This window comes from Teichococcus aestuarii (genome assembly GCF_042651065.1).
Classification (GTDB): Bacteria; Pseudomonadota; Alphaproteobacteria; order Acetobacterales; family Acetobacteraceae; genus Pseudoroseomonas; species Pseudoroseomonas aestuarii.
Genome location: NZ_JBHSCH010000051.1, coordinates 14,802 through 40,015, shown reverse-complemented (window position 1 = coordinate 40,015; position 25,214 = coordinate 14,802). Strand labels below are relative to the sequence as shown.

At 72.7% G+C, this 25,214-nt stretch carries 23 protein-coding genes and 1 pseudogene; 10 read left to right on the top strand and 14 right to left on the bottom strand.

Going from position 1 to position 25,214, the window contains the following annotated elements:
• A partial coding sequence (locus ACFOY6_RS17625) for an SH3 domain-containing protein (protein WP_379651797.1) occupies nt 1-734 on the top strand: 734 nt, incomplete at its 5' end.
• Between the two features lie 93 nt (nt 735-827).
• Here ACFOY6_RS17625 and ACFOY6_RS17620 read toward each other — a convergent pair.
• The 4 genes and pseudogenes from ACFOY6_RS17620 to hisF form a co-directional block, all read right to left on the bottom strand.
• Nucleotides 828-1,685, bottom strand: a complete 858-nt coding sequence (locus ACFOY6_RS17620; RefSeq protein ID WP_109515897.1) for a SirB1 family protein — start codon at nt 1,683-1,685, stop codon at nt 828-830.
• Between the two features lie 53 nt (nt 1,686-1,738).
• Nucleotides 1,739-2,119 carry a histidine triad nucleotide-binding protein gene (locus ACFOY6_RS17615; RefSeq protein ID WP_109515896.1) on the bottom strand — a complete coding sequence of 127 codons (381 nt, stop codon included), beginning with the start codon at nt 2,117-2,119 and terminating at the stop codon, nt 1,739-1,741.
• 77 nt (nt 2,120-2,196) lie between these two features.
• On the bottom strand, nt 2,197-2,781 hold the full coding sequence (locus ACFOY6_RS17610) for a phosphoribosyl-ATP diphosphatase (RefSeq protein WP_379631619.1): 585 nt from the start codon (nt 2,779-2,781) through the stop codon (nt 2,197-2,199).
• Nucleotides 2,782-2,797: 16 nt separating this feature from the next.
• Nucleotides 2,798-3,539: pseudogene (hisF, locus tag ACFOY6_RS17605) on the bottom strand (imidazole glycerol phosphate synthase subunit HisF).
• A gap of 143 nt (nt 3,540-3,682) precedes the next feature.
• On the opposite strand from hisF, the gene ACFOY6_RS17600 reads away from it, so the two are divergent.
• Nucleotides 3,683-4,078 (top strand): DUF1622 domain-containing protein, encoded by a 396-nt coding sequence (locus tag ACFOY6_RS17600; RefSeq protein WP_109515893.1) that lies wholly within the window; start codon nt 3,683-3,685, stop codon nt 4,076-4,078.
• Here ACFOY6_RS17600 and ACFOY6_RS17595 read toward each other — a convergent pair.
• Nucleotides 4,065-4,964: a 2-keto-4-pentenoate hydratase gene (locus tag ACFOY6_RS17595; RefSeq protein ID WP_109515892.1), complete on the bottom strand. Its 900-nt coding sequence runs from the start codon at nt 4,962-4,964 to the stop codon at nt 4,065-4,067. The genes ACFOY6_RS17600 and ACFOY6_RS17595 overlap by 14 nt on opposite strands.
• 309 nt (nt 4,965-5,273) lie before the next feature.
• On the opposite strand from ACFOY6_RS17595, the gene ACFOY6_RS17590 reads away from it, so the two are divergent.
• The gene (locus ACFOY6_RS17590; protein ID WP_379651796.1) at nt 5,274-6,797 is read left to right on the top strand and encodes a M10 family metallopeptidase; all 1,524 of its coding nucleotides are present in this window, start codon (nt 5,274-5,276) and stop codon (nt 6,795-6,797) included.
• Nucleotides 6,798-6,998: 201 nt separating this feature from the next.
• A complete protein-coding gene (locus ACFOY6_RS17585; protein ID WP_379651795.1) occupies nt 6,999-7,457 on the top strand; it encodes a hypothetical protein in 459 nt (152 codons plus the stop codon).
• Between the two features lie 72 nt (nt 7,458-7,529).
• On the opposite strand, the gene ACFOY6_RS17580 is transcribed toward ACFOY6_RS17585, so the two are convergent.
• On the bottom strand, nt 7,530-8,540 hold the full coding sequence (locus ACFOY6_RS17580; protein ID WP_379651794.1) for a Bug family tripartite tricarboxylate transporter substrate binding protein: 1,011 nt from the start codon (nt 8,538-8,540) through the stop codon (nt 7,530-7,532).
• A gap of 67 nt (nt 8,541-8,607) precedes the next feature.
• Complete coding sequence (locus tag ACFOY6_RS17575; protein ID WP_379651793.1) at nt 8,608-9,444, bottom strand: TrmH family RNA methyltransferase; 837 nt, start codon at nt 9,442-9,444, stop codon at nt 8,608-8,610.
• A gap of 109 nt (nt 9,445-9,553) precedes the next feature.
• Here ACFOY6_RS17575 and cuyA point away from each other — a divergent pair, with 109 nt between their 5' ends.
• Nucleotides 9,554-10,573, top strand: coding sequence for a D-cysteate sulfo-lyase (cuyA, locus tag ACFOY6_RS17570; RefSeq protein WP_109515889.1), 1,020 nt, complete (start codon nt 9,554-9,556; stop codon nt 10,571-10,573).
• A gap of 44 nt (nt 10,574-10,617) precedes the next feature.
• On the opposite strand, the gene ACFOY6_RS17565 is transcribed toward cuyA, so the two are convergent.
• Entirely contained in the window at nt 10,618-11,637 is a 1,020-nt protein-coding gene (locus ACFOY6_RS17565) for an Ldh family oxidoreductase (protein WP_379651792.1), read from the bottom strand.
• 171 nt (nt 11,638-11,808) lie between these two features.
• Here ACFOY6_RS17565 and ACFOY6_RS17560 point away from each other — a divergent pair, with 171 nt between their 5' ends.
• The 4 genes from ACFOY6_RS17560 to ACFOY6_RS17545 are packed head-to-tail and all read left to right on the top strand — an operon-like array spanning nt 11,809 to nt 15,927.
• Nucleotides 11,809-12,678 carry a branched-chain amino acid aminotransferase gene (locus ACFOY6_RS17560; protein ID WP_109515887.1) on the top strand — a complete coding sequence of 290 codons (870 nt, stop codon included), beginning with the start codon at nt 11,809-11,811 and terminating at the stop codon, nt 12,676-12,678.
• On the top strand, nt 12,678-13,412 hold the full coding sequence (locus ACFOY6_RS17555) for an RluA family pseudouridine synthase (protein ID WP_456316945.1): 735 nt from the start codon (nt 12,678-12,680) through the stop codon (nt 13,410-13,412). Before ACFOY6_RS17560 ends, ACFOY6_RS17555 begins: the two co-directional genes overlap by 1 nt.
• Nucleotides 13,412-15,175 (top strand): chloride channel protein, encoded by a 1,764-nt coding sequence (locus ACFOY6_RS17550; RefSeq protein ID WP_379651790.1) that lies wholly within the window; start codon nt 13,412-13,414, stop codon nt 15,173-15,175. The genes ACFOY6_RS17555 and ACFOY6_RS17550 overlap by 1 nt, the downstream gene beginning before the upstream one ends.
• A 32-nt stretch (nt 15,176-15,207) precedes the next feature.
• Nucleotides 15,208-15,927, top strand: coding sequence for a haloacid dehalogenase type II (locus ACFOY6_RS17545; RefSeq protein ID WP_379651789.1), 720 nt, complete (start codon nt 15,208-15,210; stop codon nt 15,925-15,927).
• Between the two features lie 131 nt (nt 15,928-16,058).
• On the opposite strand, the gene ACFOY6_RS17540 is transcribed toward ACFOY6_RS17545, so the two are convergent.
• Nucleotides 16,059-17,177 (bottom strand): 2-aminoethylphosphonate--pyruvate transaminase, encoded by a 1,119-nt coding sequence (locus tag ACFOY6_RS17540; RefSeq protein ID WP_379651788.1) that lies wholly within the window; start codon nt 17,175-17,177, stop codon nt 16,059-16,061.
• Between the two features lie 130 nt (nt 17,178-17,307).
• Nucleotides 17,308-17,925, bottom strand: coding sequence for a DUF1194 domain-containing protein (locus ACFOY6_RS17535; protein ID WP_379651787.1), 618 nt, complete (start codon nt 17,923-17,925; stop codon nt 17,308-17,310).
• Nucleotides 17,926-18,259: 334 nt separating this feature from the next.
• Here ACFOY6_RS17535 and ACFOY6_RS17530 point away from each other — a divergent pair, with 334 nt between their 5' ends.
• Entirely contained in the window at nt 18,260-18,910 is a 651-nt protein-coding gene (locus ACFOY6_RS17530; RefSeq protein WP_245906152.1) for an exopolysaccharide biosynthesis protein, read from the top strand.
• A gap of 127 nt (nt 18,911-19,037) precedes the next feature.
• Here ACFOY6_RS17530 and ACFOY6_RS17525 read toward each other — a convergent pair whose 3' ends face one another.
• The 4 genes from ACFOY6_RS17525 to ACFOY6_RS17510 form a co-directional block, all read right to left on the bottom strand.
• Nucleotides 19,038-19,604, bottom strand: coding sequence for a cob(I)yrinic acid a,c-diamide adenosyltransferase (locus tag ACFOY6_RS17525; RefSeq protein WP_379651786.1), 567 nt, complete (start codon nt 19,602-19,604; stop codon nt 19,038-19,040).
• 124 nt (nt 19,605-19,728) lie between these two features.
• A complete protein-coding gene (locus ACFOY6_RS17520; RefSeq protein ID WP_109515880.1) occupies nt 19,729-20,616 on the bottom strand; it encodes a cation diffusion facilitator family transporter in 888 nt (295 codons plus the stop codon).
• A 122-nt stretch (nt 20,617-20,738) separates the two neighbouring features.
• Nucleotides 20,739-24,239 carry a methionine synthase gene (gene metH, locus ACFOY6_RS17515; RefSeq protein WP_379651785.1) on the bottom strand — a complete coding sequence of 1,167 codons (3,501 nt, stop codon included), beginning with the start codon at nt 24,237-24,239 and terminating at the stop codon, nt 20,739-20,741.
• A 19-nt stretch (nt 24,240-24,258) separates the two neighbouring features.
• A complete protein-coding gene (locus tag ACFOY6_RS17510) occupies nt 24,259-25,212 on the bottom strand; it encodes an ArsR/SmtB family transcription factor (RefSeq protein ID WP_379651784.1) in 954 nt (317 codons plus the stop codon).
• Between the last annotated feature and the right edge of the window lie 2 nt (nt 25,213-25,214).

The window sequence follows — 25,214 nt, the reverse complement described above, 5'->3', positions numbered from 1 at the left end:
GCCGCGCCACCCCGCCGGCCTCCGGCCGCATGGCGGCCCCGCCGGCGCAGCGCCTCACCGCGCCGCCGGGCGCCGTCCGCGTGGCGCCGCCTTCCGCGTCCACCCCGCCCGCCGCGGCCGGGAGCACGCCCCCCACCCAGAGCGCGCCGCAGACACCGGTGAAGCGGCCCCGCGCCGGCACCGCGGCCGCCGGAGCCGCCGCAGGGGCCGCAGCCGGTGCCGCCGCAGCCGCCGCCGGACAGGCCGCGCCGCCCCCCGCCAGCCCGGCTCCCACCCCCACCGAGCTGCAGCAGCCCAGCGTGGGCAGCGTCACCGGCCTGCCGATCCCGCGCTTCGTCTCGCTGCGCAGCGACGAGGTGAACCTGCGCATCGGCCCCGACACGCGCTACCCGATCGAATGGACCTACCAGCGGCGCGACCTGCCGGTGGAGATCCTGCGCGAATACAACCAGTGGCGCCGCATCCGCGACATGGAGGGCACGGAAGGCTGGGTGCACCAGTCCACCCTGGCCGGCCGCCGCACCTTCCTGGCGCGCGGCGAGGGCCCGCACGAGATGCATGGCAGCGAGTCGGAGGCCAGCCCGGTGGTGGCGCGGCTGATGCCGGGCGTGGTGGGCCGGCTGCGCAGCTGCCGCGCCGACGGCGCCTGGTGCGAGGTGCAGGTGGGCAGCCACCGCGGCTACCTGAAGCGCAGCCAGATCTGGGGCATCGCCCCGGGCGAGGACGTCAACTGAGGCGGCAGGGGCGCGGGCCGGACAGGCGCCGCCCCACCCGGTGCAGGCGGCCCAATGCAGACGACCCGGTGCAGGCGGCCCGGCGCAGGCGCCTCAGTGCAGGCGTTGGCGCAGCTCCACCGCCAGCAGGCGCGCCCGCTGCGCCGCCTCGCTGCCGGGCGGCACCAGCGCCAGGAAGCGGTCCAGGCATTGCAGCGCGGCGCCGATCTCGTCCAGCCGCTGATGCATCAGCGCCGCCTCGCGCCACAGCATGGCGGCGGCGGGGGCGACGCGCAGCATGTCCTGCACGCAGCGCATGGCGGACGGAATGTCGCCGGCCTGCAGGCGGCGGAGCTTGAGGTTGTTCTGCAGCCGCAGCAGCACGTCCCGCTTGCCGACCGGCGCCAGCAGGTCCGGCCGCAGCTCCGCCTGCGGCCCCTGCATGCGCTTCAGCAGGCCGCGCAGCTCGGGCGCCTGCAGCGGCGCGCCGCCGTTGAACGGGTCCAGCACCCCCTGCCCCGGCGTGCCTTCCAGCCCGATCAGGAAATGGCCGGGGAAATCCAGCCCGTGCGCGCCCCAGCCGGCGGCCTCGGCGGCATGCAGCCAGAGGATGCCGAGGGCCACGGGCAGGCCCCGCCGGCGTTCGATCACATGGATCAGGTTGGCGTTGGCGGGGGCGTCGTATCCCTCCTGGTCCCCCGCATAGCCGAAGCGGCCATGCAGCACCTCGGCCAGCACGGCCAGGCGGCGGCCAGCGTCCCCGCGGTCGGCGTCCGGCGTGGCGATGGCGGCCTCGACCATGGCGCGGGCCAGGTCGGAGAGATGCCGCTCGGCAGCCCGCCAATCCGCCTCAGGGGCGTCGATGCGGGCGAATTGCAGGGCGACGGCGCCGAGATCCAGCTCGGCATCCGGCAGTTTTCCAGCGGCGTCCAGCGCGGCGCGCGCTTCCGCCTCAGCGGTGAGATCGGCCATTCCTTGAGGGATGGCTATGGGGGGCGGCCCGGTCAAGGGGCCGCCCTTTCTGTTCAGCCGCGCACCAGCATGGCGCCGAGCGGCTTGCCGCCCAGGATGTGCACATGGAAGTGCGGCACTTCCTGGCCGGCATCCTCGCCCATGTTGGTCAGCACGCGGTAGCCCTGGCCCTCCAGCCCGAGCTGCCGCGCCACGAGCCCGACGGCGCGCCAGAAGCCCGCCATCTCCTCCGGGCTGGCGGCGGCGGAGAAATCCGCCACCGAGACGTAGCGCCCCTTCGGGATCACCAGCACATGCACCGGCGCCTGCGGCGCGATGTCGTGGAAGGCCAGGGCATGCTCGTCCTCATGCACCTTGTTGGCCGGGATCTCGCCGCGCAGGATGCGGGCGAAGATGTTGCCCCCGTCATAGGGCGGCATTCCGGACACGGGCATGGCGTCTTCCTCTCTCCTGTGGGTTCGGTCCGTGGGCGAAGGAGGCCTCAGGGAGGCTGGCCTCAGGAAAACTGGCGTCAGGGCAGCTTGGTGGTCTCGGCGGCGCGGACGATGCCCTTCGGGCGGGCGGCCTTCTCGGCGATGCCGGAGATGCCCTCGCGCCGCACCAGTTCGCCCCAGACCTCCTCGGGGCGGATGCCGGCATCCACCCAGACGACGATCAGGTGGTAGAGCAGGTCCGCGCTCTCCAGGATGGTGGCCTCGCGGTTGCCCTGCGTCGCCTCGATGACGCATTCCACCGCCTCCTCGCCCAGCTTCTGCGCCACCTTGGCGGTGCCGCGCGCCATCAGCCGGGCGGAGTGGGACAGGGTGGTGTCGCCCGAGAGGCGGCGTGCCTCCACCGTCTCCCACAGCCGGCGCAGCACCTCGATGTCGCCCGTCACCGGCACGGAGAGCGGCTCGAGGTGGCGCGCCTCGGCCTTCAGCGCCGCCTTGCGCGGCTTGGCCACGGCCGGGATGGTGGGCGGCAGCGGCAGCGCCGCCTTGCCCTTCTTGGCCGCCGGCTTCTGCACCGCCACCTTCTTCGCCACCGCCTTCTTCGCCACCGCCTTCTTCAGCGCGGCCTTCGGCGCGACCTTGGCCTTCACGGCCTTCTTCTTCATGTCCTTGGCCATCGGTTCAGGCGACCTTGCTGGCGGGAAGCGGGCGCACCGGCAGGCCGGCGGCGGCGAGCGCCGCCTTGGCCTCGCCGATGCGCATCTCCCCATAGTGGAACACACTGGCGGCGAGCAGCCCGGTGGCCCCGGCCTGCGCGCCCTCGACGAAGCGGCAGCCGCACCCGCCCCCGCAGCGCCCGCAGCAGCTCGAGATCGAAGCCGGACTTGGTGCCGTCCCGGTCCATGGAGGTGACAAGCAGCTCGCCCGCGCCGAGGGAGGCCACCTGTTCCGCCCAGCCCAGCGCGTCGATGCCGGTGCCGCGGCGGCCGCCATGGGTGAACACCTCCCACCGCCCCTCGCCCACCTTCCGGGCATCGATGGCGACGACGATGGCCTGGCTGCCGAACGCCTCCGCCGCGCGCCGCACCAGCTCGGGGTCGGTCACGGCGGCGCTGTTGATGCTGGCCTTGTCGGCGCCGGCGAGCAGCAGGCGGCGCACATCCTCGACCGAGCGCACGCCGCCGCCGACGGTGAGCGGGATGAACACCTCCGCCGCGGTGCGCGAGACCACGTCGTACATGGTGTCGCGGTTCTCGTGCGTGGCGCCGATGTCGAGGAAGGTGATCTCGTCCGCGCCCTCGGCGTCATAGGCGCGGGCCTGCTCCACCGGGTCCCCGGCATCGCGCAGCGCGACGAAGTTGACGCCCTTCACGACGCGGCCGTCCTTCACGTCCAGACAGGGAATGACACGGAGCGCGAGCATGGCGGGGCGGAACCTCCGGGCGGGGATGCGGAGATAGGGCGATGCGCCGGCCGGGCGCCAGGGTCAAGGGCCAGGGCCAAGAGAGTGTCCATGGAAATGCACCTCCCTGTTGAACCCGGGCGGCCGGCACGCGTTGCGCCGGCATGGAAGAGATGGTGCTGCGCGGTGTGGGGTGGGTGGTGCTGGCGGTGGAGGTGGCGGCGGCGCTGATCATCGCCGGCGCCGTGGCCGAGGCGGCGTGGCGCGTGCTGGCGCTGCTGCGGCTGCGCTCCGGCCAGGGGCGCGACGCCGCCAAGCAGGCGGCGCGGCTGCACCTGGCGCGCTGGCTGATGGTGGCGCTGGAATTCACCTTGGCCGCCGACATCCTGCGCACCGTGGTGGCGCCGAGCTGGGACGATATCGGCCAGCTCGCCGCCATCGCCACGCTGCGCACCGTGCTGAACCTGTTCCTGGAGCGCGAGATCGACCAGGCTGCAAAAAAAGAAGGGGCCTCCGGGGAGGCGGCCGCCCGCGGGCCGGGCGGCGCTACTCCAGCGTGACGCGCACCGAGACCGGCTCGGCCGCGAGGCCGGTGTAGGTGGTGGTGTAGGTGCGCCCCTTCTCCGCCGGCATGGCGGGGGAGAAGCCGCCGAGCGAGATCAGGTCCCCCGCCTTCAGCGCCATGCCGCGCGCCTTCAGGTCCTGCACCAGCCAGGGGATGACGTTCAGCGGGTGGCCGAGCAGCGCCGTGCCGGGCGCGCTGGCCAGCTCCTTCTGGTCGTGGGCGAAGCGCACGGTCATGCTGCCGAGGCGCGCGGCGAAGGCTTCCGTCGCCTCCGGCACGATCGGCTCCCCCACCACGCCGAGCCGGGCGCCGACGCCGATCGCCAGCAGGTTCGGCCCGTCCATCTTGCCGAGATCGGCCAGCGCCAGGTCGGGCAGCTCGATGAAGGGGATGACCTGGTCGATCTGGCGGAGGATGGCGACATGGTCCTCCCCCGCCTCGGCGATGGCGGCGTCCTTCACCCGCACGATCAGGTCGGCCTCCACCACCGGCACGGCGGCGAAGTCGGCCGGCAGGGTGTCGCCCGACCTGGCGCGCACCGTGGCGGCGTAGATCGGGCCGGCCAGCGGGTGGGAGACGCCGAAGCGCTTCTGCGCCGCCGCGTTGGTCAGCCCCACCTTCCAGCCCACCGGCTCGCCCAGGTGCTCGCGCATGGCGGGCACCAGGCGGGACTGGGCGCAGAGCCCGTCCTCCAGCGTCAGGCTGCGGCCGAAGGGCTGCACGGGAGCCTTGGCCAGAAGCGAGGCGGCCATGGCGCGCATGGCGGCGGCATCCGGGCAGCCGGGGCCGGGCTCGGGCGGCGCGGCGCGCAGCCCGGCGGGCGCCAGCAGCGTGGCGCCGAGGAGCAGCGGAATCGAGGCGGAGGCGGTGCGGCGCGTCATTCGGGCGTTTCCTCGGGCCAGGGTCGGCGGAGGATAAGGGCGCGGCGCGCCGGGCGGCAATCGGCGCGGCCCGGCCCAAGCCCGCGGATGGCGGACGCACCCGATCATCTTTTCTCAAGGGCCGCCCCGATGCCTAAGAACCCGACGCCCGGGAACCCGATGCCCCAGAACCCGATGCCCCAGAACCCGATGCGCGGGACGGTGCGCCAGGACGCCGCCCGCGCCGGAAGTCAGGGGCCCGGCCTGCTCCGGCTTTGCCCTTGTCCTTCCCGCCCGTATCCTTCCGGCCGGACCGAAGGACGCAACCTCTTGACCACCATCAGCGTCGGCCCCGCCGGGGACCAGGACACCGACGGCCTCCTCTCCGGGGAGCGGTGGGCCAGCCTCGACCTCACCTACGGCTTTCCCACCGGGGCCGGCCAGTATGGCGGCGGCTATGGCTCGGGCGAGCCGCAGGCGGGCTTCGCGCCGCTCAACGCGGCGCAGCAGGACGCCGTCCAGGCGGCGCTGGCGATGTTCGCCGCCGTCAGCGGACTGCGCTTCACCGCGGCGGGCGGGGCGGCGGCGGGCGGCGCCGATCTGCGCTTCGCCCAGTCCGCGCAGCCCGGCACGGCCTGGGCCTACTACCCGCATGCCTCCCCGGAGGGCGGCGATGCCTGGTTCGGCACGGGCAGCGGCTACTACCTCGCGCCGCGCCCCGGCAACTACGCCTTCCACACCTTCCTGCACGAGACCGGCCACGCGCTGGGCCTGAAGCACGGGCACGAGACGGACGCGTTCGGCCCCCTGCCGGCGGCGCGCGACTCGATGGAATACTCGGTGATGACCTACCGGAGCCATGTCGGCTCCGTCCCCGGCGGCTATACCAACGAGAGCTGGGGCTACGCGCAGTCGCTGATGATGGGCGACATCGCCGCGCTGCAGCACATGTACGGCGCCAACTACGCCACCCGCGCCGGCGACACGACCTATCGCTGGAACCCGCTGAGCGGCGAATTATCGGTCGATGGCGCGGGCCAGGGCGCGCCGGGCGGCAACCGCGTCTTCATGACGGTGTGGGATGGCGGCGGCATCGACACCTACGATTTCTCCGCCTATGGCGGCGGCGTCCGGATCGACCTGCGGCCGGGGGAATGGAGCCTCACCGCCACCGCGCAGCTCGCCTATCTCGGCGACGGGCAGAGGGCGCGCGGCAACGTGGCCAACGCCCTGCTGCACGCGGGCGACACCCGCGCGCTGATCGAGAACGCCACCGGCGGCACGGGCGACGACACGCTGTTCGGCAACGTCGCCGCCAACCTGCTCGACGGCGGCGCGGGCATCGACACGGCGGTGCTCGCCGGGCTGCGCGCCGATTACGTGTTCAGCGGCACCGCCGGGCTGCTCCAGGCGGCCGGCCTCGGGGCCACGGACACGCTGCGCGGCATCGAGTTCGTGCGCTTCCTGGGTTCCGGCGAGACGCTCGGCACCGCCGGCCTGCTGCCGGCCGACGACTACCGCGACGCCATCACCGACGTGACGACGCCGCTGGGCCGCCTCACGGCCGGCCTCTCCCGCGCCGGCCTGGTGGAGAGCGCGGGCGATGTGGACGTGTTCAGCGTCAGCCTGCGCGCCGGCCAGGGCTACAGCTTCACGCTGCGCGGCGGCACGCTGGCGCACGCCGAGCTGGAGCTGCGCGACGTGGCCGGCACGCTGCTGGCCAGCGGCGCGGACACGCCCCTCGCCTTCACTGCGGCGCGCGACCCGGCACCGGCAGCTACACGCTGCGCAGCGGCTTCTTCGACACCATCCCCGACAGCCTGGCGGACACCTCCGCGCCGGCGGCCAGCCTGACCGCCGGCCTCTCCCGCGTCGGGCGGGTGGAGAGCGCGGGCGACGTGGACGTGTTCGGCATCACCCTGCGCGCCGGCCAGGGCTACAGCTTCGACCTGCGCGGCGCGCCAAGCGGCGGCGGCACCCTGGCCGATACGCGGCTGGAGCTGCGCGACGCCGCCCTTCGTCGCCACCCAGGGCGGCACCTACCACCTGCACGCCATGGCCGATGGCGCCGGCACCGGCAGCTACACGCTGCGCAGCGGCTTCTTCGACACGTTGCGCGACAGCCTGGCGGACAACACCGCGCCGCAGGGCGACATCGCGGTGGGGCTTTCCCGCGTCGGGCGGGTGGAGAGTGCGGGGGATACGGATGTCTTCGCGGTGAAGCTCGCCGCCGGGCGCAGCTACAGCTTCGACCTGCGCGGCGCCGCCACCTATCACGGCACCCTGGCCGATCCGCTGCTGGAACTGCGCGACGCCAGCGGCACGCTGCTGCGCATGCATGATGACGGCGCCAACGACAACGCGCATCTCGACTTCACGGCCACGGCCAGCGGCATCCACTACCTGGTGGCGCGGGCGGATGGCTACGGCACCGGCAGCTACCTGCTGAGCGCCGCGCGCCAGGCGACGGCGGCAGCCTCGCCATCCCTGGAGAGCGACCCTCTCTGGGCCTGACCCCGGCGGGGGAGCCAGGGGAACGCGGTTCCCCCGGCGGTCGCCCGGGGGCCGCGCCCCCGGGCCGGCGCCTCAGTCGAGGCTGGCGCCCGATTCCTCGACGAGGCCCTTCCACACCGCTTCCTGCGCCTTGATGTAGGCGCCGTACTCGGCCGGGCTCTTGTCGACGATGGTGGTGAAGCCGTTCGGCTCCATCTTGGAGCGGAACTCGGCGGTGTCCACCACGCCGACGATCGCCTTGTGCAGCACCGCGATGCGGTCGGGCGCCACGCCGGCCGGCACGTTGATGCCGTACCAGGACTGCATGTCGATGCCGGAGCCGGGCAGCAGCTCCTTCATCGACGGCACGTTCTTCAGGTCGTCGGAGAAGGTGGTGCGCTCGGCGCTGGCGGCGGCCAGAACGCGCAGCCGCCCCTCGCGCACATGCGCCATGGAGAGCGGGATGACGTCGAACATCATGTCGATGTTGCCGGCCAGCAGGTCCTGCAGGGCCGGCGCGCCGCCGCGGTAGGGCACGTGGGTGATCTCGGCGCCGGTCGCCTTGGCCACCTTGCTGATGGTCAGGTGGCTGATGGTGCCGGTGCCCGAGGAGCCCATGGTCAGCTTGCCCGGGTCCTTCTTGGCCGCCGCGATGACGTCCTGGAAGGTCTTGTAGGGGCTGTTGGCGTTGACCGTCATGTACACCGTGCCGGTGGTGACGCGCGTCACCGGCGCCAGGTCGGCCAGCGGGTCGATCGGCATGGACTTGGCATACAGGAACTTGTTGGCCGCCAGGATGGAGGCGGAGCCGAGCAGCATGGTGTGCCCGTCCTTCTCCGAGCGCGCCACCTCGGCGGCGCCAAGATTGCCGCCGGCACCGCCGCGGTTGTCGACGACGACGGACTGGCCCAGCACGGGCTGCAGCATCTGCGCCATCAGGCGCCCGGTCATGTCGACCGAGCCGCCGGCGGCGAAGGGCACCACGATGCGCATGGTGCGGGAGGGGAAGGCCGACTGGGCCCGCGCCACATGCGGCGCGACAAGAGCCGAGGCGGCGGGGAAGGTGGCGGCGGCGCCCAGCAGGGCACGGCGGCGGATGGTCATGGTCTTGGGAGCCTCCGGATGGTTCCGGGGGCGGTTTCTGGCTTCTTCCTGTCCAGACGACAAGGGTTTAAATGGCGCGAATGTTATCGCCCTCAACCAGGGCGTGCATCAGCACGGCCGCCGCCACCGAAACGTTCAGGCTCTCCACCAGCCCCGAACCAGGCAGGGTCACCCTGGCGGCGCAGGCGGAGACGGTCTCTTCCGCCAGCCCCTGCTCCTCATTGCCCAGCACCAGGGCGACGGGCCGGCCGCGTGGCAGCGCCGCCGGCGCGACTCCGCCGCGCGCCACGGCGGCCACGGTGAGGTATCGCGGTGCGAGCGCGCGCAGCGCCGCCGGCAGGTCCGGCGCGCGGTAGAGGGCGAGCGCCTCCAGCCCCCCCTCGCTGGTGCGCCAGGCGGCGTCCGACAGCCCGGCCTGGCGCGGATCGCCCGAGAGCAGCAGGGCGCGGCAGCCGAAGAAGGCGGCCGAGCGGGCGATGGCGCCGAGGTTGTGCGGGTTGCCCACGCCATCGAGCACCGGCAGCAGCCCCGCCGGCAGCGCCTCGGGGTGCGGCAGCGGCGGCACCGGGCGCGGCGCGGCGATGGCGACGATGCCGCCATGGTGGGTGGTGCCGGCGATCTTCGCCAGTTCCTCCGGCGGCACCTCGCGATAAGGCTTCCGGGCGCGGGCGAGGCGGGCGCAGAGGGGGCCGGCCTCGGCCCTGCGGGAAGGGGCGTAGAACAGCCGCAGCACCGCGTCGGGCCGGTGCGCGAAGGCCGCCGCCACCGCCACCGGGCCGCAGAGCCGGTCCGGCTCCGGCAGGGCCGGACGCGGCGGGCGGGCGGACGCCGCCGGCGGCAGGGGCGCGGCGGGGCGGGGCTGCGGGGGCCGGGCGGGGAAGGAGGGGGGGCGGGGGGGCTTCATGGCCGGGCCGGGCATAGCACCGGCGGCGCCGGTTTGGCAGGGCGCGGCAGAGCGGCCTAGGCTGCGCGCCAACCAAGCCCGGCCATCCGGCCGACAGAGGAGACCGCCCATGAACCTGGCCCGCTTCCCGCGCATCCGCCTCGGCCACATGCCGACGCCGCTGGAGCCGATGGAGAACCTCACCCGCCACCTGTCCGGCCCTGGGGGCGGCCCGAAGCTCTGGATCAAGCGCGACGACTGCACCGGCCTCTCCACCGGCGGCAACAAGACCCGCAAGCTGGAATTCCTGATGGCCGAGGCGCGCGCCCAGGGCGCCGACACGGTCATCACCCAGGGCGCCACGCAGTCCAACCACGCGCGGCAGACGGCGGCGGCGGCGGCCAAGCTCGGCTTCGCCTGCCACATCCTGCTCGAGGACCGCACCGGCTACACCGATGCCGCCTACACCCAGTCGGCCAACGTGCTGATGGACAAGCTGCACGGCGCCACCGTCTCCCGCCGCCCCGGCGGCACGGACATGGCGGCCGAGATGGAGGCGCTGGCCGCCGAGCTGCGCGCCCAGGGCCGCAAGCCCTATGTCATCCCCGGCGGCGGCTCCAACCCGGTGGGGGCACTCGGCTATGTCAACGCCGCGCTGGAGCTGGTGAACCAGGCGGCCGAGATGGGGCTGCGGATCGACCATGTGGTGCACGCCACGGGCAGCGCCGGCACCCAGGCGGGCCTGGTGGCCGGGCTGGTGGCGCTGAACGCCGGCATCCCCGTGCTCGGCATCGGCGTGCGGGCGCCGCGCGAGAAGCAGGAGGCCAACGTGCTGGCGCTGGCCCAGCGCACCGCCGCGCATCTCGGGCTGGAGGGCATCGTCAAGCCCGAGCACGTGGTGGCGAATTGCGACTATGTCGGCCAGGGCTACGGCATCCCCACCGAGGGCATGGTGGCGGCGGTGAAGCTGCTGGCCGAGCAGGAGGGCATCCTGCTCGACCCCGTCTATTCCGGGAAGGGCATGGCCGGGCTGATCGACCTGGTCCGCAAGGGCCATTTCGGCAAGGACGAGAACGTGGTGTTCCTGCACACCGGCGGCGCCGTCGGCCTGTTCGGCTACCCCGACGCCTTCGGCGTGAGCGCCGACTGACAACCGATCGTGGGGGAGGCCGGCACGCCTCCCCCGCCCCTGCCTCAGGCGGCGGCGCGCAGCTCGCCCGCCAGCGCCCGCAGCGCCTCCAGCAGCGCCGCCGGCAGCTCGATCCCCTCCCGCGCGGCGCGCGCCGCCAAGTCGTCGCGCCGCGCCCCCGGCAGGCGCACCCCGTCCTCGGCCAGCATGGCCGAGACCAGCGCCTCCACCCGCTCCAGGAACGCCGCCTGGCCGGCCAGGGCGCCCGGGTCCACCACCAGCAGCGCCTGCCCCAGCCGCGGCCGGTTGCCCTCGGGCGCGAAGAAGCTGTCCGCCTCGAAGCCGAAGGCGGCGCCGGTGAGGGCGACGCAGAGCAGCTCCACCACCATCGCCAGCAGCGCGCCCTTGGGGCCGCCCAGGGGCAGCATGGCGCCGTCCAGGGCGGCGCGGGCATCGGTGGTGGGGCGGCCCGCCGCGTCCAGCGCCCAGCCCTCGGGGATCGGCGCGCCGGCCTGGGCGGCCTGGGCGATGCGCCCGCGCGCCACGGCGGAGAGGGCGAGGTCGATCACCAGCGGCGGCGCGCCACGGCGCGGGAAGGCGGCGGCCACCGGGTTGGTGCCGAGCAGCGGGCGGCGCCCGCCCGCCACCGGCATGGCCGCCGGGGAGTTGGTGAAGGCCAGCGCCACCAGCCCTTCCGCCGCCAGCGCCCGCACCGGCAGCCCCATGGCGCCGGAATGGTGGCTGTTGGTGATGCCGATGCAGGCCACGCCCTGCGCCCGGGCGCGCGCCGCCCCCTCGGCCACCGCCAGTTCCAGCGCCGGGAAGGCGAGGCCGTCCCGCGCGTCGATCAGCGCCGTGCCGCCGCGCGCCGCGCGCAGCACCGGCTCCGCCGCGCCATCGGCCCGGCCCTGGCGCAGGAAGCCGGCATAGTGCGGCACGCGGGAGAGGCCGTGCCCGCCCTGCCCCGCCGCCTCGGCCGCCACCAGGGCGCGGGCGGTGCTGGCGGCCATGCCCGGGCTGGCCCCCGCGCCACGCAGCGCGGCGGTGGCGAGGGCATGGGCTTCGGCGAGGCTGAGGCGCGGCATCTGAGAACGTTCTCGGCTGTGAGGGCGCGGTTGCAGCATGGCGGCCGCGCCCCGTCCAGCGTCCGTCCGGCGTTTCTCCGGTGTTTGTCCGGCGTTCTGGCGCCCTTCTCCTGGCGTGCCGCCCGTGGCAGTCTTCCCGGCCTCTTCCAGCAAGCAACAAGGACCAGTTCCATGGCGGGCGTCTTTTGGCACGACGGCAAGTGGATGACCGAGGAGCCGAAGGTGCTCGGCCCGATGGACCATGCCTTCTGGCTGGGCTCGGTGGTGTTCGACGGCGCGCGGGCGATTCGCGGCCTGGTGCCGGATCTCGACCTGCACTGCCAGCGCGTCATCCGCAGCGCCGAGGCGATGCTGATGAAGCCGACCATGACGGCGCAGCAGATCGAGGCGCTGTGCCGCGAGGGCGTGGCGATGATGCCGGCCGACGCGGAGCTCTACATCCGCCCGCAATTCTTCATCCGCCGCGGCATCGGCGCCGCGCAGCCGGACCCGGAGAGCACCGAGTTCATCCTGGCGATCTATGACGCGCCGATGCCGGATGCGAGCCGCGGCTTCTCCGCCTGCATGGCGCCTTTCCGCCGCGCCGCCGCCGACATGGCGCCGACCGACGCCAAGGCCTCCTGCCTCTACCCGAACTCCTCCCGCGCCGCGAACTACGCGCGCCAGAAGGGCTTCGAGAACGCCGTGGTGTGCGACCACGAGGGCAATGTGGCCGAGTTCGCCACCTCCAACCTGATGATGGTGAAGGATGGCGTGGTGATGACCGCCATCGCCAACGGCACCTACCTCGCCGGCATCACCCGCTCCCGCGTGCTGGGGCTGCTGCGCGAGGCCGGCATCGAGGCGCGCGAGTGCATCATCACGCCGCAGATGCTGCGCGAGGCGGACGAGATCTTCGCCACCGGCAATTTCGGCAAGGTGCAGTACTGCACCAATTTCGAGGGCCGCGCCCTGCCGATCGGCCCCGTCGCGCAGAAGGCGCGCGCGCTGTACTTCGCCTGGGCCGAGAGCACGCAGCGGGTTCCCGCCCACGCCGCCTGATGGGATATCCAAGAACCTCAGGTTCTTGGCGGGGAGAGCCTGAGAGGGGCGGCACCCCTCTCAGACTGCTGGCGCAGACCGATGCGGTGCTGGTGATCGACAAGCCCGCCGGCCTGCCCGTCCATGCCGGCCCGCGCGGCGGGCCGAGCCTGGAGGATTTCCTGCCCGCCCTGGCGCTGGGCAAGAAGCGCCCCCCCCAGCCCGCGCACCGCCTGGACACCGACACCGCCGGCTGCCTCGTGCTCGGCCGCACCAAACCGGCTTTGGCCGAGCTGGGCGCCCTCTTCGCCGGGGGCCGCGCGCGGAAAACCTACTGGGCCATCGTGGTGGGCGGCCCGGCGGCGCAATCGGGCCGCATCGACCTGCCGCTGCGCAAGGTGAGCAGCGCCGCCACCGGCTGGCGGATGGAGGCGCACCCCGAGGGCCAGCCGGCGCTGACCCGCTGGCGGGTGAAGGGCCGGGCCCCAGGTCCAGCGGGCGGCCTCGCCTGGCTGGAGCTGCGCCCCGAGACCGGCCGCACCCATCAGCTTCGCGTGCATTGCGCCGCCCGGGGCTGGCCGATGCTGGGCGACCCCTTCTATGGCACCGCGGCGCCGGGCGGGCTGCACCTGCTGGCTCGCGCCATCGCCCTGCCCCTCATCCCGCCCCTGGAGGCCACCGCCCCCGTGCCCCCCGCCCTGCGCCCCGCCTTCGCCGCCTGCGGCTGGACCCCCGAGATGGACAACGCCGGCTGATGCCGCTGCGCCGCTGGCTGCAATCCCGCCACGCCACCTCCAGCCTGCGCGACGCCGTCCGGCAGAGCGAGATCGGCATCATCGGCCTCGGCGTGCTGGCGGGGCTGTTCAGCGGCGTGCTGGCGGCGCTGCTGGGGCTGGCGGCGCGCGGGCTGCACTGGCTGCTGTTCGGCCCGGAGAGCGCGCACGGCCTCAGCGTGCTGCAGGGCGCCGAGCCTCTCGTATTGCTGCTGGCGCCGGCCACGGGCGGGCTGCTGCTGGGCCTGCTGGGGCTGGGGTTGGCCCGCTGGCGGCCGCGCCAGCCGATCGACCCGATCGAGGCCAATGCCCTGCATGGCGGCCGCATGTCGCTGTGGGACGGGGTGGTGGTGGGGGCGCAGAACCTGCTCTCCAACGGCTTCGGCGCCTCGGTCGGGCTGGAGGCGGCCTACACCCAGGCCGGCGGCGGCGTCGCCTCGCGCCTCGGCCGCGCCTTCGGCCTGCGGCGGGGCGATCTGCGGCTGCTGGTGGGCTGCGGCGCGGCGGGGGCCATCGCTGCCTCCTTCAACGCGCCGCTCACCGGCGCCTTCTATGCCTTCGAGCTGGTGATCGGCAGCTACGCCATCGCACATCTGGCGCCCGTGCTGGGCGCGGCGGTGGCCGGCACGGCGGCGGGGGCGCTGATCGGCGGCGGCACGCCGGTGCTCTCCGCCGCCGGCCTCGGCGCGCCGGACTGGGGCGATGGCGGCCTCGCGCTGGCCATCGGCCTGCTCTGCGGGCTGGCGGCCATCGCGCTGATGCGCGGCGTCACGCTGGTGGAAGGCGGGCTGCGCCGCGCCGTGCCCTGGGCCTGGCTGCGGCCGGCCATCGGCGGGCTGGCGGTGGGGGGGCTGGCGCAGGTCACGCCGGGGGTGCTCTCGGCCGGGCATGGCGCGCTGCACCTCACCTTCGTGGTGGAGGGCTCGGCCCTGCCGCTGCTCGTGCTGCTGCTGCTGAAGGCGCTGGCCTCGGCCATCTCCATCGGCGCCGGCTTCCGCGGCGGGCTGTTCTTCGCCTCGCTGCTGCTGGGGGCGCTGGTGGGCAAGCTGGCGGTGGTGCCCGCCGCCTGGCTCGGCATCACCATCGACCCGCTGCTGGCCGCTATCATCGGCATGAGCGCCTTCGGCGCCGCCGTCATCGGCGCGCCGCTCGCCATGACCTTCATCGCACTGGAGACGACGCAGAGCTTCGCCGTGGCGGGGGTGGTGGTGGTGGCCGTCATCGTCTCGGCCACCACGGTGCGGCGGCTGTTCGGCTACTCCTTCGCCACCTGGCGCTTCCACCTGCGCGGCGAGGCGATCCGCAGCGCGCATGACATCGGCTGGCTGCGCGACCTGACGGTGGGCAAGCTGATGCGGCGCGAGGTGCGCACGGTGCGGGACGACACCCGCATCTCCTCCTTCCGCCGCGAATTCCCGCTCGGCTCGGTGACGCATGTCGTCGCCCTCGACAGCGCGGAGCGCTACGCCGGGCTGATCCTGGTGGCCGAGGCGCACGCGCCGGAGCTGGCCGAGAGCGACACCGTGGCCGGCCTCGTGCACCTGAAGGACCAGGTGCTGCTGCCGGCGCTGAACGCCAAGCAGGCCATGGCGCTGTTCGACGCCACCGATGCCGAGGCGCTGGCGGTGGTGGAGCAGAAGGACACCTCCCGCGTGCTGGGGCTGCTGAAGGCCTCCTACCTGCTCCGCCGCTACAGCGAGGAGCTGGACAAGCGCCGGCAGGACGAGCTCGGCATGCCGGCCTAGCCGGCGGCCGCCAACGACAAGGGAGAGAGACGATGCTGCAGGATGTGCGCGCCCTGGTGTTCGACGTGTTCGGCACGGTGGTGGATTGGCGCCAGGGCGTGGCGCGGGAGGCGGCGCCCTTCCTCGCGCGCCACGGCGCGGCGGGGGCCGACCCGGCGGCCTTCGCCGATGCCTGGCGCCGCCGCTACTCCCCCGCCATGGAGGAGGTGCGCAGCGGCCGCCGCCCCTTCACCCGGCTCGACGTGCTGCACCGCGAGAACCTGGAGCAGGTGCTGCCGGAATTCGGCATCGACCCGGCCCGCGTGCCGGACGTGGAACTGACCGAACTCAACCTCGCCTGGCACCGGCTGGACCCCTGGCCGGATTCGGTGGCGGGCCTCACCCGGCTGAAGGCGGGCTACATCATCGCGCCCCTCTCCAACGGCAACATCGCGCTGATGCTGGACATGGCCAAGCGCGCCGGCCTGCCCTGGGACGCCATCCTCGGCGCCGAGGTGGCGCAGGCCTACAAGCCCTCGCCCGAGGCCTATCTCCGCACCGCCGAGGTGCTGGGGCTGCGGCCGGCGCAGATCGCGCTCGTCGCCGCGCACAATGGGGATCTCGCCGCCGCCCGGCGCTGCGGGCTGCGCACCGCCTTCATCCCGCGCCCCACCGAGCACGGGCCGGGGCAGACGACCGACCTGCGCCCGGAGCAGGATTGGGAGGTGGTGGCGGAAAGCCTGGAGGATCTGGCGGGGAAGCTGGGATTGTAAAAGCCATCTTCTTTTTCTGAAGAAAAAGAAGCAAAAAGACTTTTCGAGTTGGCGCTCCGCTTCTGCTTAGAGCGCAACGCCAACTCGAAAAAGTTTTTTGGTTCTTTTTTACAAAAAAGAACCCTTCCCTTCTAAGCAGCGTCGCGCCGCCGCACGCCCATCTCCTCCAGCGCCCCGCGCAGCGCGTTGAGCGCGAAGCGCATTTCGTCCGGCCCGACATGGCCGATGCAGCCGATCCGCATGGTCGGCGCCTCGGTGTTGTGGAAATTGCTGATCAGCACGCCGCGCCGCTTCAGCGCCTCGACGAAACGCTGCAGATCGAAGCCCGGCACCTGCGGCTGGTGGAACAGGGCGATGATCGGGCCCTGGTGCTCCCAGTCCAGGTAGGGGCGCAGGCCGAGCTGCTGCGCGCCCTCGTAGAGGATGCGGCAATTCTCGCGGTAGCGGGCGAGGCGCGCGGGCTGGCCGCCTTCCGCCAGGTAGATGTCCAGCGCCACGCCGAAGGCGTGCAGCGCCTGCACCGGCGGCGTGAAGCGGAAGCTGCCCCAGCCGGCGCGCTGCGCCGTGTCGTACACATCGGCGAGGTCGAAGGACCAGGACTGCGCGTTGCCGCGCGCCGCCTCCACCCGCTCCACCGGGGAGATGGCGAAGCCGATGCCCGGCAGCCCCTCGATGCACTTGTTGGAGGTGAAGACGACGGCATCCACCTCCGGCTGCTCGCTGAGGCTGAAGGGCAGCGCGCCGAAGGCCGAGACGGCGTCGACGATCATCCGCCGCCCCGCCGCCCGCACCACCGCGCCGATCGCCGGCACGTCGTTGACGATGCCGCTGCCCGTCTCGGAATAGACCACGCCGACATGGGTGATGGACGGGTCGGCGGCCAGCGCCGCGGCCACCGCCTCCGGCGCCACGCCCTGCGTGTCGGGCGCGGGCAGCGCCACCACGGCGCGCCCGGCCTCCCGCGCCAGCCGCGCCATGCGCTCGGCATAGGCGCCGTTCATCGGGATCAGCAGCTTGCCGGAGCCGGGGGGCACGAAGGTGCGCACCGCCGCCTCGGTGATGAAGTGGCCGGCGCCCTGCAGGGGCAGGCAGACATGCCGCCCGGCGACGCCGCCGGCCAGGTCCCGCACCTTCTCGCGGATGGCGATGTATTCGGGCGCGAAGTCGCGGTCCCAGGGGGCGATGTCCACGGCCATGGCCGCCCGCACTTCGGGGCGGGTCTGCACGGGGCCGGGAATGAGCAACAGCATGAGGACGGTCCTGACGAACTCTTCGGGGAAGGCCATCCGGAAGCCGGCGGGCCCGACCCGCGCCTCTGCACAAACAGCCACCCCCAGGCTGCACCCTGGCCAGCCGAAATGGAAGGGGAAGCGCGCGCTTTCAGGCCACCAGCGTGCCGCCCAGGATCTCCCGCCGCAGCTTGCGGCGGATGGCGTCGGCGAAATCGGCATAGTCGGCGCAGTTCATGGCGAAGGCGCCGGGGCCGCCGATCACCTCCGCCTCGTAATGCGCCAGCAGCTCCGGCTCCTCGTTCAGCACGGCCAGCCCGTTGATGGTGACGCCGGCCCCCACCCCGATATCCCGCACCGGGCCGGGCAGGCGGCCCTGGTTGTGGGCGCCGTCGCCCGAGACGTCGAGCACCAGCCGCCCGGCCTCCCCCCCGAAGCGCGCCAGCAGCGCCAGCCCCGCCGCCATGCCGGGCCCGAGCGCGGTGGCCCCCGGACCCGGCAGGCGCGGCGCGTTGCCGATCGCCTCCGCCAGCGCCTCCGCCTCCGCCGCGCCGGCGATGCGCGCCCAGGGCACCGCCACCTCCTGCGCCGAGGACCAGAACAGCAGCGACACCGCCACCGCCCCGCGCGGCCCGGCCGTGCAGGCCTCGGCGATGTCCGGCGCGCGGAAGGCGGCGGCGAGGCCGCCCACCATCAGCCCGAACTCGTCGAAATCCACGCTGGCGGAGACATCCACCGCCAGGCAGAGGGCGAGATCGACAGGCTGCATCGGCGGGGCCTCCTGGAGGGCGGGGGATGGGCCGGGCCAGCATCGCCGGGCCGGGGAAAAGCGCAACCGGCCCGGACGCGGGCGTTGAAGCCCTCCCCCGCCACCCTCATCTTCGCGAAGATTAACACGGCGTCATGCCGCGGGACGGCCGCATCCGGGCGGCCCCCACCGGCGCAAGGAGCGAGGATGAACGGAAAAGCTGGCCTTTCCGGCCCAGTCGGGACAGAAGCAGGCGCCGCAGCGGAATGCCCTGCCAGGCGCCCCCGGAAAGCGTCCGCGCCGCGCCGGCACTGAGACAGCGCGCGACCGCCAGCAACAGGACAAGGCTTCCTTGATGCTCGATACGATGCCGCCTGCCCCGGCTTCCGCCCCGGCCGCGACGGCGCATGACGAGTCCGCGCCCATCTCCCGCATCGTGGCGGAGGTGGCGGCGACCTTCCCCGGCGAACGGATCAGCCTGGGCGAGATGGCGGAGGCCTTCGGCGAGCGCGCCTTCGGGCTGCTGATCCTGCTGCTCTGCCTGCCCAGCCTGCTGCCGGGCATGGCCAGCGTGTTCGGCCTGCCCATGCTGATCCTGGGCGTGCAGATGGGGCTGGGCTGGCGGGTGCCGAAGCTGCCGCGCTTCCTGGCCGGCCGCACGGTGAAGCGCACCGACCTGCTGCGCCTGGCCTCCGCCTCCTCCACCGGGCTGCGGCATGTGGAGCGGTTCGTGCGGCCCCGCCCCGGCTGGTTCACCACCCCCTTCGCCGAGCGGCTGGTGGGGTGGATGACGGTCTATTCCGCCCTCATGCTGATCCTGCCCGGGCCGGGCACCAACGGGCCGCCCGCCTTCGGCACCATCATCATGGCGCTGGGCGTGGTGGAGCAGGACAGCCGCGTGGTGGGGGTGGGGCTGGGCATCACCCTGGCCGGCTGCCTGTTCGCCACCGGCGTGCTGGCGGTGCTGTGCTGGTTCGGCGCGCAGGCGCTGGGGTGGATGTTCTAGGCAGGGATTCTTCTTTTTCTGAAGAAAAAGAAGCAAAAAGACTTTTCGAGTCTGGCGCGGCGCTGTCACTCAGGGCGCAACGCCAACTCGAAAAGGTTTTTTGGTTCTTTTTTCCAAAAAAGAACCCTTATCTTTCTCCCCCCGGCACCCAGAGCACATCACCCCCCGCGTTCAACGCGCGGGAGAGCACGAAGAGGTGGTCCGAGAGGCGGTTGAGGTAGCGCAGCGCCGCCGGGTTCACCGGCTCGGCCGCCATCAGCGCCACCACCACCCGCTCGGCCCGCCGCGCCGCGGTGCGCGCCAGGTGGGCATGTGCCGCCGCCGGCGTGCCGCCGGGCAGGATGAAGGAGCGCAGCGGCGGCAGGGCCTCGTTCATCGATGCCACCTCCGCCTCCAGCCGGGCGCACTGGCTGTCGGCCATGCGCAGCCGGGCGCGGCCGCCTTCCTCCGCCGCGCCATCCCCCGGCACGCAGAGATCGGCGCCGAGGTCGAACAGATCGTTCTGGATGCGCGCCAGCATGGCGTCCGGCCCGCCCTCCGTGTGCAGCCGCAGCAGGCCGATCGCGGCATTGGCCTCGTCGACCGCGCCGATCGCCTCGATGCGCAGCGAATCCTTGGTCACCCGCGTGCCGTCGCCGAGCGAGGTCTGCCCGCTATCGCCGCCGCGCGTGGTGATCCTGTCCAGTCTGACCATGCCGCCCTCCCGGGAAAACGCTAGAACAGATCGCGAGCAGGCTGCTTCGCCTGATCGCGCGAAGATGCTCGTGAAAACAATGATCTAGAGCCTTTTCCGTGAGCCAGTACGAACGGAAAAGACTCTAGAGGACCAGCACCCCCTGGTGCTTGGCCTTCATCTCCGGCTCCACATGGATGGTGATGACGGCGCTGCCAAGCTCCGCCTTCAGCGCCGCCTCAATCCGGTCGCAGATCTCGTGCGCCTCGGCCACCCGCATGTCCCCGGGCACGACGAGGTGGAACTCGACGAAGGTGGTGCTGCCGGAATGCCGCGTGCGCAGGTCGTGCGCCTCGATGGCGCCGGCCGCCTCGGTGGAGACCAGGTGGCGGATGCGCGCCAGCAGCCCCGGCTCCACCGCCTCGTCCATCAGCCCGCCGACGCTCTCGCGCATCAGCTGCCAGCCGGAGAACAGGATGTTCACCGCCGTCAGCGCCGCCAGCAGTGGGTCGAGCCACAGGATGCCGGTGAGCGCCACGGCGCCGACCCCCACCACCACCCCGGCGGAGGTGATGACATCCGACAGCAGGTGCCGCGCATCGGCCAGCAGCGCCGGCGAGCGCAGCCGCCGCCCGTTGCGGAACAGCAGCCAGGACCAGCCGCCATTGATGGCGGTGGCCAGGGTGGAGATGGCCAGCCCCATGGCCGGCACCGTGGGCGCGCTCGGCGCCTGCCACGCCCCCCAGGCCTCGTTCAGGATCAGCAGGGCGGCGACGACGATCAGCACCCCCTCCAGCACGGCCGAGAAATACTCGGCCTTGGCATGGCCATAGGGGTGGTTGGCATCCGGCGGCGTGGCGGAGAGGCGGATGGCCAGCAGCGCCGCGACGGCCGCGGCGACGTTGACGATCGATTCCAGCGCATCGGCGAACAGGGCCACGCTGCCCGTCAGCCACCAGGCCAGCGCCTTCAGCCCCAGCACCGCCAGGGCCACGCCCACGCTGCCCGTCGCGAGGGTCGTCGCACGGCTCATTCCGCTCATCCTGCGCTGTGTCCAGTCGAGGGCGTTCTAGGCCAGGGAGCGCCGGGAAGGGAAACCCGAAAAGGGCGGGGCTGTGGCGCGGCCCCGCCCCGGCTTGCGCCCTGCCCCGCTTCTCACACCGAGAAATACTTGGCGCGCGGGTGGTGCAGCACGATGGCGCTGGTGGACTGCTCCGGGTGGAGCTGCCACTCGTCCGAGATCGAGACGCCGATGCGCTCGGCCTTCAGCAGCTTCAGCAGCGGCGCCTGGTCCTCCAGCCGCGGGCAGGCGGGGTAGCCGAAGGAGTAGCGGCCGCCGCGGTAGCCCTGGGAGAGCATCTTCTCCATGTCGCGGTCATCCTCGCCGGCATAGCCCAGCTCGGCGCGGATGCGCTTGTGGACGTATTCCGCCATCGCCTCGGCCATCTCCACCGAGAGGCCGTGCAGATAGAGGTAGTCCTGGTAGCGGTTGCCCTCGAACCACTCGCGGGCGATGTCGCTGGCCTTCTGGCCGACGGTGACGACCTGCAGGCCGATGACGTCGCGCCGCGCAGGCCCGTCGCCGATGTCGCGCACGAAGTCGGCGATGCAGTCGCCATCCTCCTTGGGCTGGCGCGGCAGGGTGAAGCGCGCCGCCTCCGTCACCCCGTCCTCCTCGAACAGGACCACGTCGTTGCCCTGGCCGGCGCATTTCCAGTAGCCGTAGATGGCCTGGGGCCGCAGGATCTTCTCCTGCTCGGCCAGGGCCAGCATGCGCTTCAGCACCGGGCGCAGCTCCTGCTTCGCCCAGCCGATGAAGTCCTCCAGGCTGCGCCCCTGCTTCCGGAAGCCCCACTGGAACTGGTAGAGGCTGCGCTCGTTGAGGAAGGGGATGATGGCCTTGGGGTCGGATTCCATCACCCGCGCGCCCCAGAAGGGCGGCACCGGCACCGCCTCCTCCGCCGTCAGCCGCCGCCGCCGCGCCTCGGCGTAGTTGACATCGACGGGGGCGAAGCCGCGCGGGTCGGCGGTGCCGAGGGTGCGGGTGCTGTTCTTCGACTTGCCGCTGCGCTTCGATTGCAGCGCGGCCAGGTAGCCGTCGAAATCGTTGCCCATCACCTTGTCCATCAGGTGCAGGCCGTCGAAGGCGTCGCGCGCATAGGCGACCTTGCCGTTGGCATAGGCGCGGACGCAGTCATCCTCGACGAAGTTGCGCGTCAGCGCCGCACCCCCCAGCAGCACCGGCACCTCGACGCCGAGGCGCGACATCTCCTCGAGGTTCTCGCGCATCACCACGGTGGACTTCACCAGCAGGCCGGACATGCCGATGGCGTGCGCCTTATGCTCGCGCACCGCCGCCACCATGTCGTTCAGCGGCACCTTGATGCCGAGGTTGACGACCTTGTAGCCGTTGTTGGTCAGGATGATGTCGACCAGGTTCTTGCCGATGTCGTGCACGTCGCCCTTCACCGTGGCGAGCACGATGGTGCCCTTCTCCTGGCCCTCGATCTTCTCCATGTGCGGCTCGAGCCAGGCCACCGCCGCCTTCATCGTCTCGGCCGATTGCAGCACGAAGGGGAGCTGCATCTTGCCGGCGCCGAACAGCTCGCCCACCACCTTCATGCCATCGAGCAGGATGCCGTTGATGATGTCGAGCGGCGCGATGCCCTTGGCCAGCGCGTCGGCCAGCTCGTCATCCAGCCCCTTGCGGTCGCCATCGACGATGCGGTCCTTCAGGCGGCCCTCGACCGTCTCGGCCTTCACCTTCTTGGCCGAATCCGCCGCCTTGCGGCCCGCGAACATCTCCAGCAGCTTCTGCAGCGGGTCGTAGCCCTCGGCGCGGCGGTCGAAGATCAGATCCTCGGCGACCTTCACCTCCTCGGGCGGGATGCTGTGCAGCGGCTTGATCTTGCTGACATGCACGATGGCGCCGGTCATGCCCGCGCGCACCGCGTGGTCGAGGAACACGCTGTTCAGCACATGCCGCGAGGCCGGGTTCAGGCCGAAGGAGATGTTGGACAGGCCGAGGATGATCTGGATGTCCGGGAAGCGCTCGCGGATCAGCCGGATGCCCTCCAGCGTCCACTCGCCCAGCTTGCGGTCGTCCTCGTTGCCGGTGGCGATGGTGAAGGTCAGCGGGTCGATCAGCAGGTCGCTCTGCGGCAGGCCGTGCTTGCCGCAGGCGAACTCCACCAGCCTTGTCGCGATGCGGAGCTTGTCCTCCGCCGTCTTCGCCATGCCCGTCTCGTCGATGGTCAGCGCGATGACCGCGGCGCCGAACTTCTTGGCCAGCTTCAGCCGGTCCTCGGCCGCCTGCTCGCCATCCTCGAAGTTGATCGAGTTGATGATCGGCTTGCCGCCATGCAGCTTCAGCGCCGCCTCGATCACCGGCGTCTCGGTCGAGTCGATCACCAGCGGCGCGTTGACGCTGCCGGTGAAGCGGCGGACCACCTCGTTCATCTCGGCCATCTCGTCGCGGCCGACGAAGGCGGTGCAGATGTCGAGGGAGTTGGAGCCCTCCCCCACCTGCTCGCGCCCGATGGCGACGCAGGCATCCCAGTCATGCGCCGCCTGCCGCTCGCGCCAGGCCTTGGAGCCGTTGGCGTTGCAGCGCTCGCCGATGGAGAAATAGGAATTCTCCTGCCGCAGCGTGGTGGCGCCGTAGAGGCTGGCCACCGACGGCACCCAGTGGACCTTGCGCGCCACCGGCGCGGGGCGGAAGCGCCCGCCACCCACCCGGCGCAGCATGGCGTCCAGCGCCTGGATGTGCGGCGTCGAGGTGCCGCAGCAGCCGCCGATCAGGTTGACGCCATCCTCGGTGACGAAGCGCTCCATCCAGGAGGCCATCTCGGCCGCCGCCAGCGGATAGTGGGTCTGGCCGTCCACCAGCTCGGGCAGGCCGGCATTGGGCTGCACCGAGATCAGCCCGGGCCAGTTCTGCGCGAGATACCGCACATGCTCGGCCATCTCCTGCGGCCCGGTGGCGCAGTTCAGCCCGATCAGCGGCACGTCCAGCGCCTGCACCACGGTGGTGGCGGCGGCGATGTCGGCGCCCACCAGCAGGGTGCCGGTGGTCTCCACCGTCACCTGCACGAAGATCGGGATGTCGCGGCCCGCCTCGCGCAGCGCGATCTTGGCGGCATTCACCGCCGCCTTGATGAACAGCGTGTCCTGGTTGGTCTCGGTCAGCAGCGCATCCGCCCCGCCGGCGATCAGCCCGCGGCACTGCTCGGTGAGTGCGCGCTCCAGCGTGTCGTAGTCGATATGGCCGAGGGAGGGCAGCTTGGTGCCGGGGCCGATGTCGCCGATCACCCAGCGGTCGCGGCCATCGGAAAAGCTCTCCGCCGCCTCGCGCGCCAGCTCGACCGAGAGCTTGTTGATCTCGAAGGCCTTCGAGCCCAGCTCGAACTCCTCCAGCGTGATCGGCGAGCCGCCGAAGGAGTTGGTCAGCACCATGTCCGACCCGGCCGCGTAGTAGCCGCGGTGGATCTCCCGCACCAGCTCGGGGCGGGAGAGGCACAGCACCTCGGTGCAGTTCTCCTTGCCCCAGTAATCCTTCTCGACATCGAGGGTGAGCGCCTGGACACGGCTGCCCATCCCGCCATCGCAGAGCAGGACACGGTCGCGCAGGGCTTCGAGCAGGGGCGGACGGGCCATGGAGGGGGGCCTTTTCGTGTCAGAAGGTCAGGGTGGTTTCGGGCAGCGCGGCGACCGGCACGGCCAGCCGGCGCGCCGGCCAGAGCCGGACCGGCAGCGGGCCGGCGATCTCGACCGGCGGCAGCGGCGCGCAGCCGGCGGCGCCGAGCCAGCCGGCCAGCCCGGCATCGTCGAAGCCGGGCCAGCGATGCGCGAGGCCGGAGAGCACGTCCTGCCGCCCATGCGGCGCCAGGTCGATCACCACGAGCAGCCCGCCGGGGCGCAGGATGCGCGCCGCCTCGGCCAGCGCGGCGGCGGGGTCCTCGGCATAGTGCAGCACCATCTGCAGCGTGGCGGCGTCGAAGCCGCCATCGGGCAGCGGCAGGCGGTACATGTCGGCCAGCCGTACGCTGGCATTGGCGAGGTTCCGCTCGCCAAGGCGGGCGCGGGCCAGCGCCAGCATCTCGCGGCTGGCATCCAGCCCCAGCACGGCGGCCGCGCGCGGCGCCATCACCTCCAGCAGCCGGCCTGTGCCGGTGCCGATATCGGCCACCCGGCCCAGCCCTGCGGGCAGCAGCGCCAGCAGCGCGTCCTCGATGGCGGCGGCCGGCAGGTCGAGGGCGCGCATCTCGTCCCAGTCCGCGCCGTCGCGGCGGAACGCCTCGGAGGCGGCGCGCGCCCGCTCGGCGGCGATGCGGGCGGCGGCGCGGCGGTCGGCGGCCACCACCGGCTCCTCCTCCGGCAGGCGCGCCAGCACCTGGCGGATCAGCGCCGCCTCGGGCGAGAGCTGGAAATAGACATTGGCGCCCTCCGGCAGCCGCTCCAGCAGCCCGGCCTCGGCCAGCAGCTTCAGGTGGCGGGAGAGGCGCGGCTGGCTCTGGCCGAGGATGGCGCAGAGCTCGGACACGCAGAAGGCGCCGCGGGCGCAGAGGGCCAGCAGGCGCAGGCGGGTCGGTTCGGCGGTGGCGCGCAATTGCGCCAGCAGGGTCTCCATGG

Bases quoted from the DNA above. Each gene is read 5' to 3' on its own strand.
- ACFOY6_RS17535 (WP_379651787.1), bottom strand. From the start codon at position 17,925: ATGCAGCCTGTCGATCTCGCCCTCTGCCTGGCGGTGGATGTCTCCGCC.
- ACFOY6_RS17525 (WP_379651786.1), bottom strand. From the start codon at position 19,604: ATGGTCAGACTGGACAGGATCACCACGCGCGGCGGCGATAGCGGGCAG.
- cuyA (WP_109515889.1), top strand. From the start codon at position 9,554: ATGAACCTGGCCCGCTTCCCGCGCATCCGCCTCGGCCACATGCCGACG.
- metH (WP_379651785.1), bottom strand. From the start codon at position 24,239: ATGGCCCGTCCGCCCCTGCTCGAAGCCCTGCGCGACCGTGTCCTGCTC.
- ACFOY6_RS17510 (WP_379651784.1), bottom strand. From the start codon at position 25,212: ATGGAGACCCTGCTGGCGCAATTGCGCGCCACCGCCGAACCGACCCGC.
- ACFOY6_RS17555 (WP_456316945.1), top strand. From the start codon at position 12,678: ATGGGATATCCAAGAACCTCAGGTTCTTGGCGGGGAGAGCCTGAGAGG.
- ACFOY6_RS17615 (WP_109515896.1), bottom strand. From the start codon at position 2,119: ATGCCCGTGTCCGGAATGCCGCCCTATGACGGGGGCAACATCTTCGCC.
- ACFOY6_RS17595 (WP_109515892.1), bottom strand. From the start codon at position 4,964: ATGACGCGCCGCACCGCCTCCGCCTCGATTCCGCTGCTCCTCGGCGCC.
- ACFOY6_RS17585 (WP_379651795.1), top strand. From the start codon at position 6,999: ATGGCCGATGGCGCCGGCACCGGCAGCTACACGCTGCGCAGCGGCTTC.
- ACFOY6_RS17620 (WP_109515897.1), bottom strand. From the start codon at position 1,685: ATGGCCGATCTCACCGCTGAGGCGGAAGCGCGCGCCGCGCTGGACGCC.
- ACFOY6_RS17600 (WP_109515893.1), top strand. From the start codon at position 3,683: ATGGAAGAGATGGTGCTGCGCGGTGTGGGGTGGGTGGTGCTGGCGGTG.
- ACFOY6_RS17565 (WP_379651792.1), bottom strand. From the start codon at position 11,637: ATGCCGCGCCTCAGCCTCGCCGAAGCCCATGCCCTCGCCACCGCCGCG.
- ACFOY6_RS17545 (WP_379651789.1), top strand. From the start codon at position 15,208: ATGCTGCAGGATGTGCGCGCCCTGGTGTTCGACGTGTTCGGCACGGTG.
- ACFOY6_RS17580 (WP_379651794.1), bottom strand. From the start codon at position 8,540: ATGACCATCCGCCGCCGTGCCCTGCTGGGCGCCGCCGCCACCTTCCCC.
- ACFOY6_RS17610 (WP_379631619.1), bottom strand. From the start codon at position 2,781: ATGAAGAAGAAGGCCGTGAAGGCCAAGGTCGCGCCGAAGGCCGCGCTG.
- ACFOY6_RS17530 (WP_245906152.1), top strand. From the start codon at position 18,260: ATGCTCGATACGATGCCGCCTGCCCCGGCTTCCGCCCCGGCCGCGACG.
- ACFOY6_RS17540 (WP_379651788.1), bottom strand. From the start codon at position 17,177: ATGCTGTTGCTCATTCCCGGCCCCGTGCAGACCCGCCCCGAAGTGCGG.
- ACFOY6_RS17560 (WP_109515887.1), top strand. From the start codon at position 11,809: ATGGCGGGCGTCTTTTGGCACGACGGCAAGTGGATGACCGAGGAGCCG.
- ACFOY6_RS17575 (WP_379651793.1), bottom strand. From the start codon at position 9,444: ATGAAGCCCCCCCGCCCCCCCTCCTTCCCCGCCCGGCCCCCGCAGCCC.
- ACFOY6_RS17520 (WP_109515880.1), bottom strand. From the start codon at position 20,616: ATGAGCCGTGCGACGACCCTCGCGACGGGCAGCGTGGGCGTGGCCCTG.
- ACFOY6_RS17550 (WP_379651790.1), top strand. From the start codon at position 13,412: ATGCCGCTGCGCCGCTGGCTGCAATCCCGCCACGCCACCTCCAGCCTG.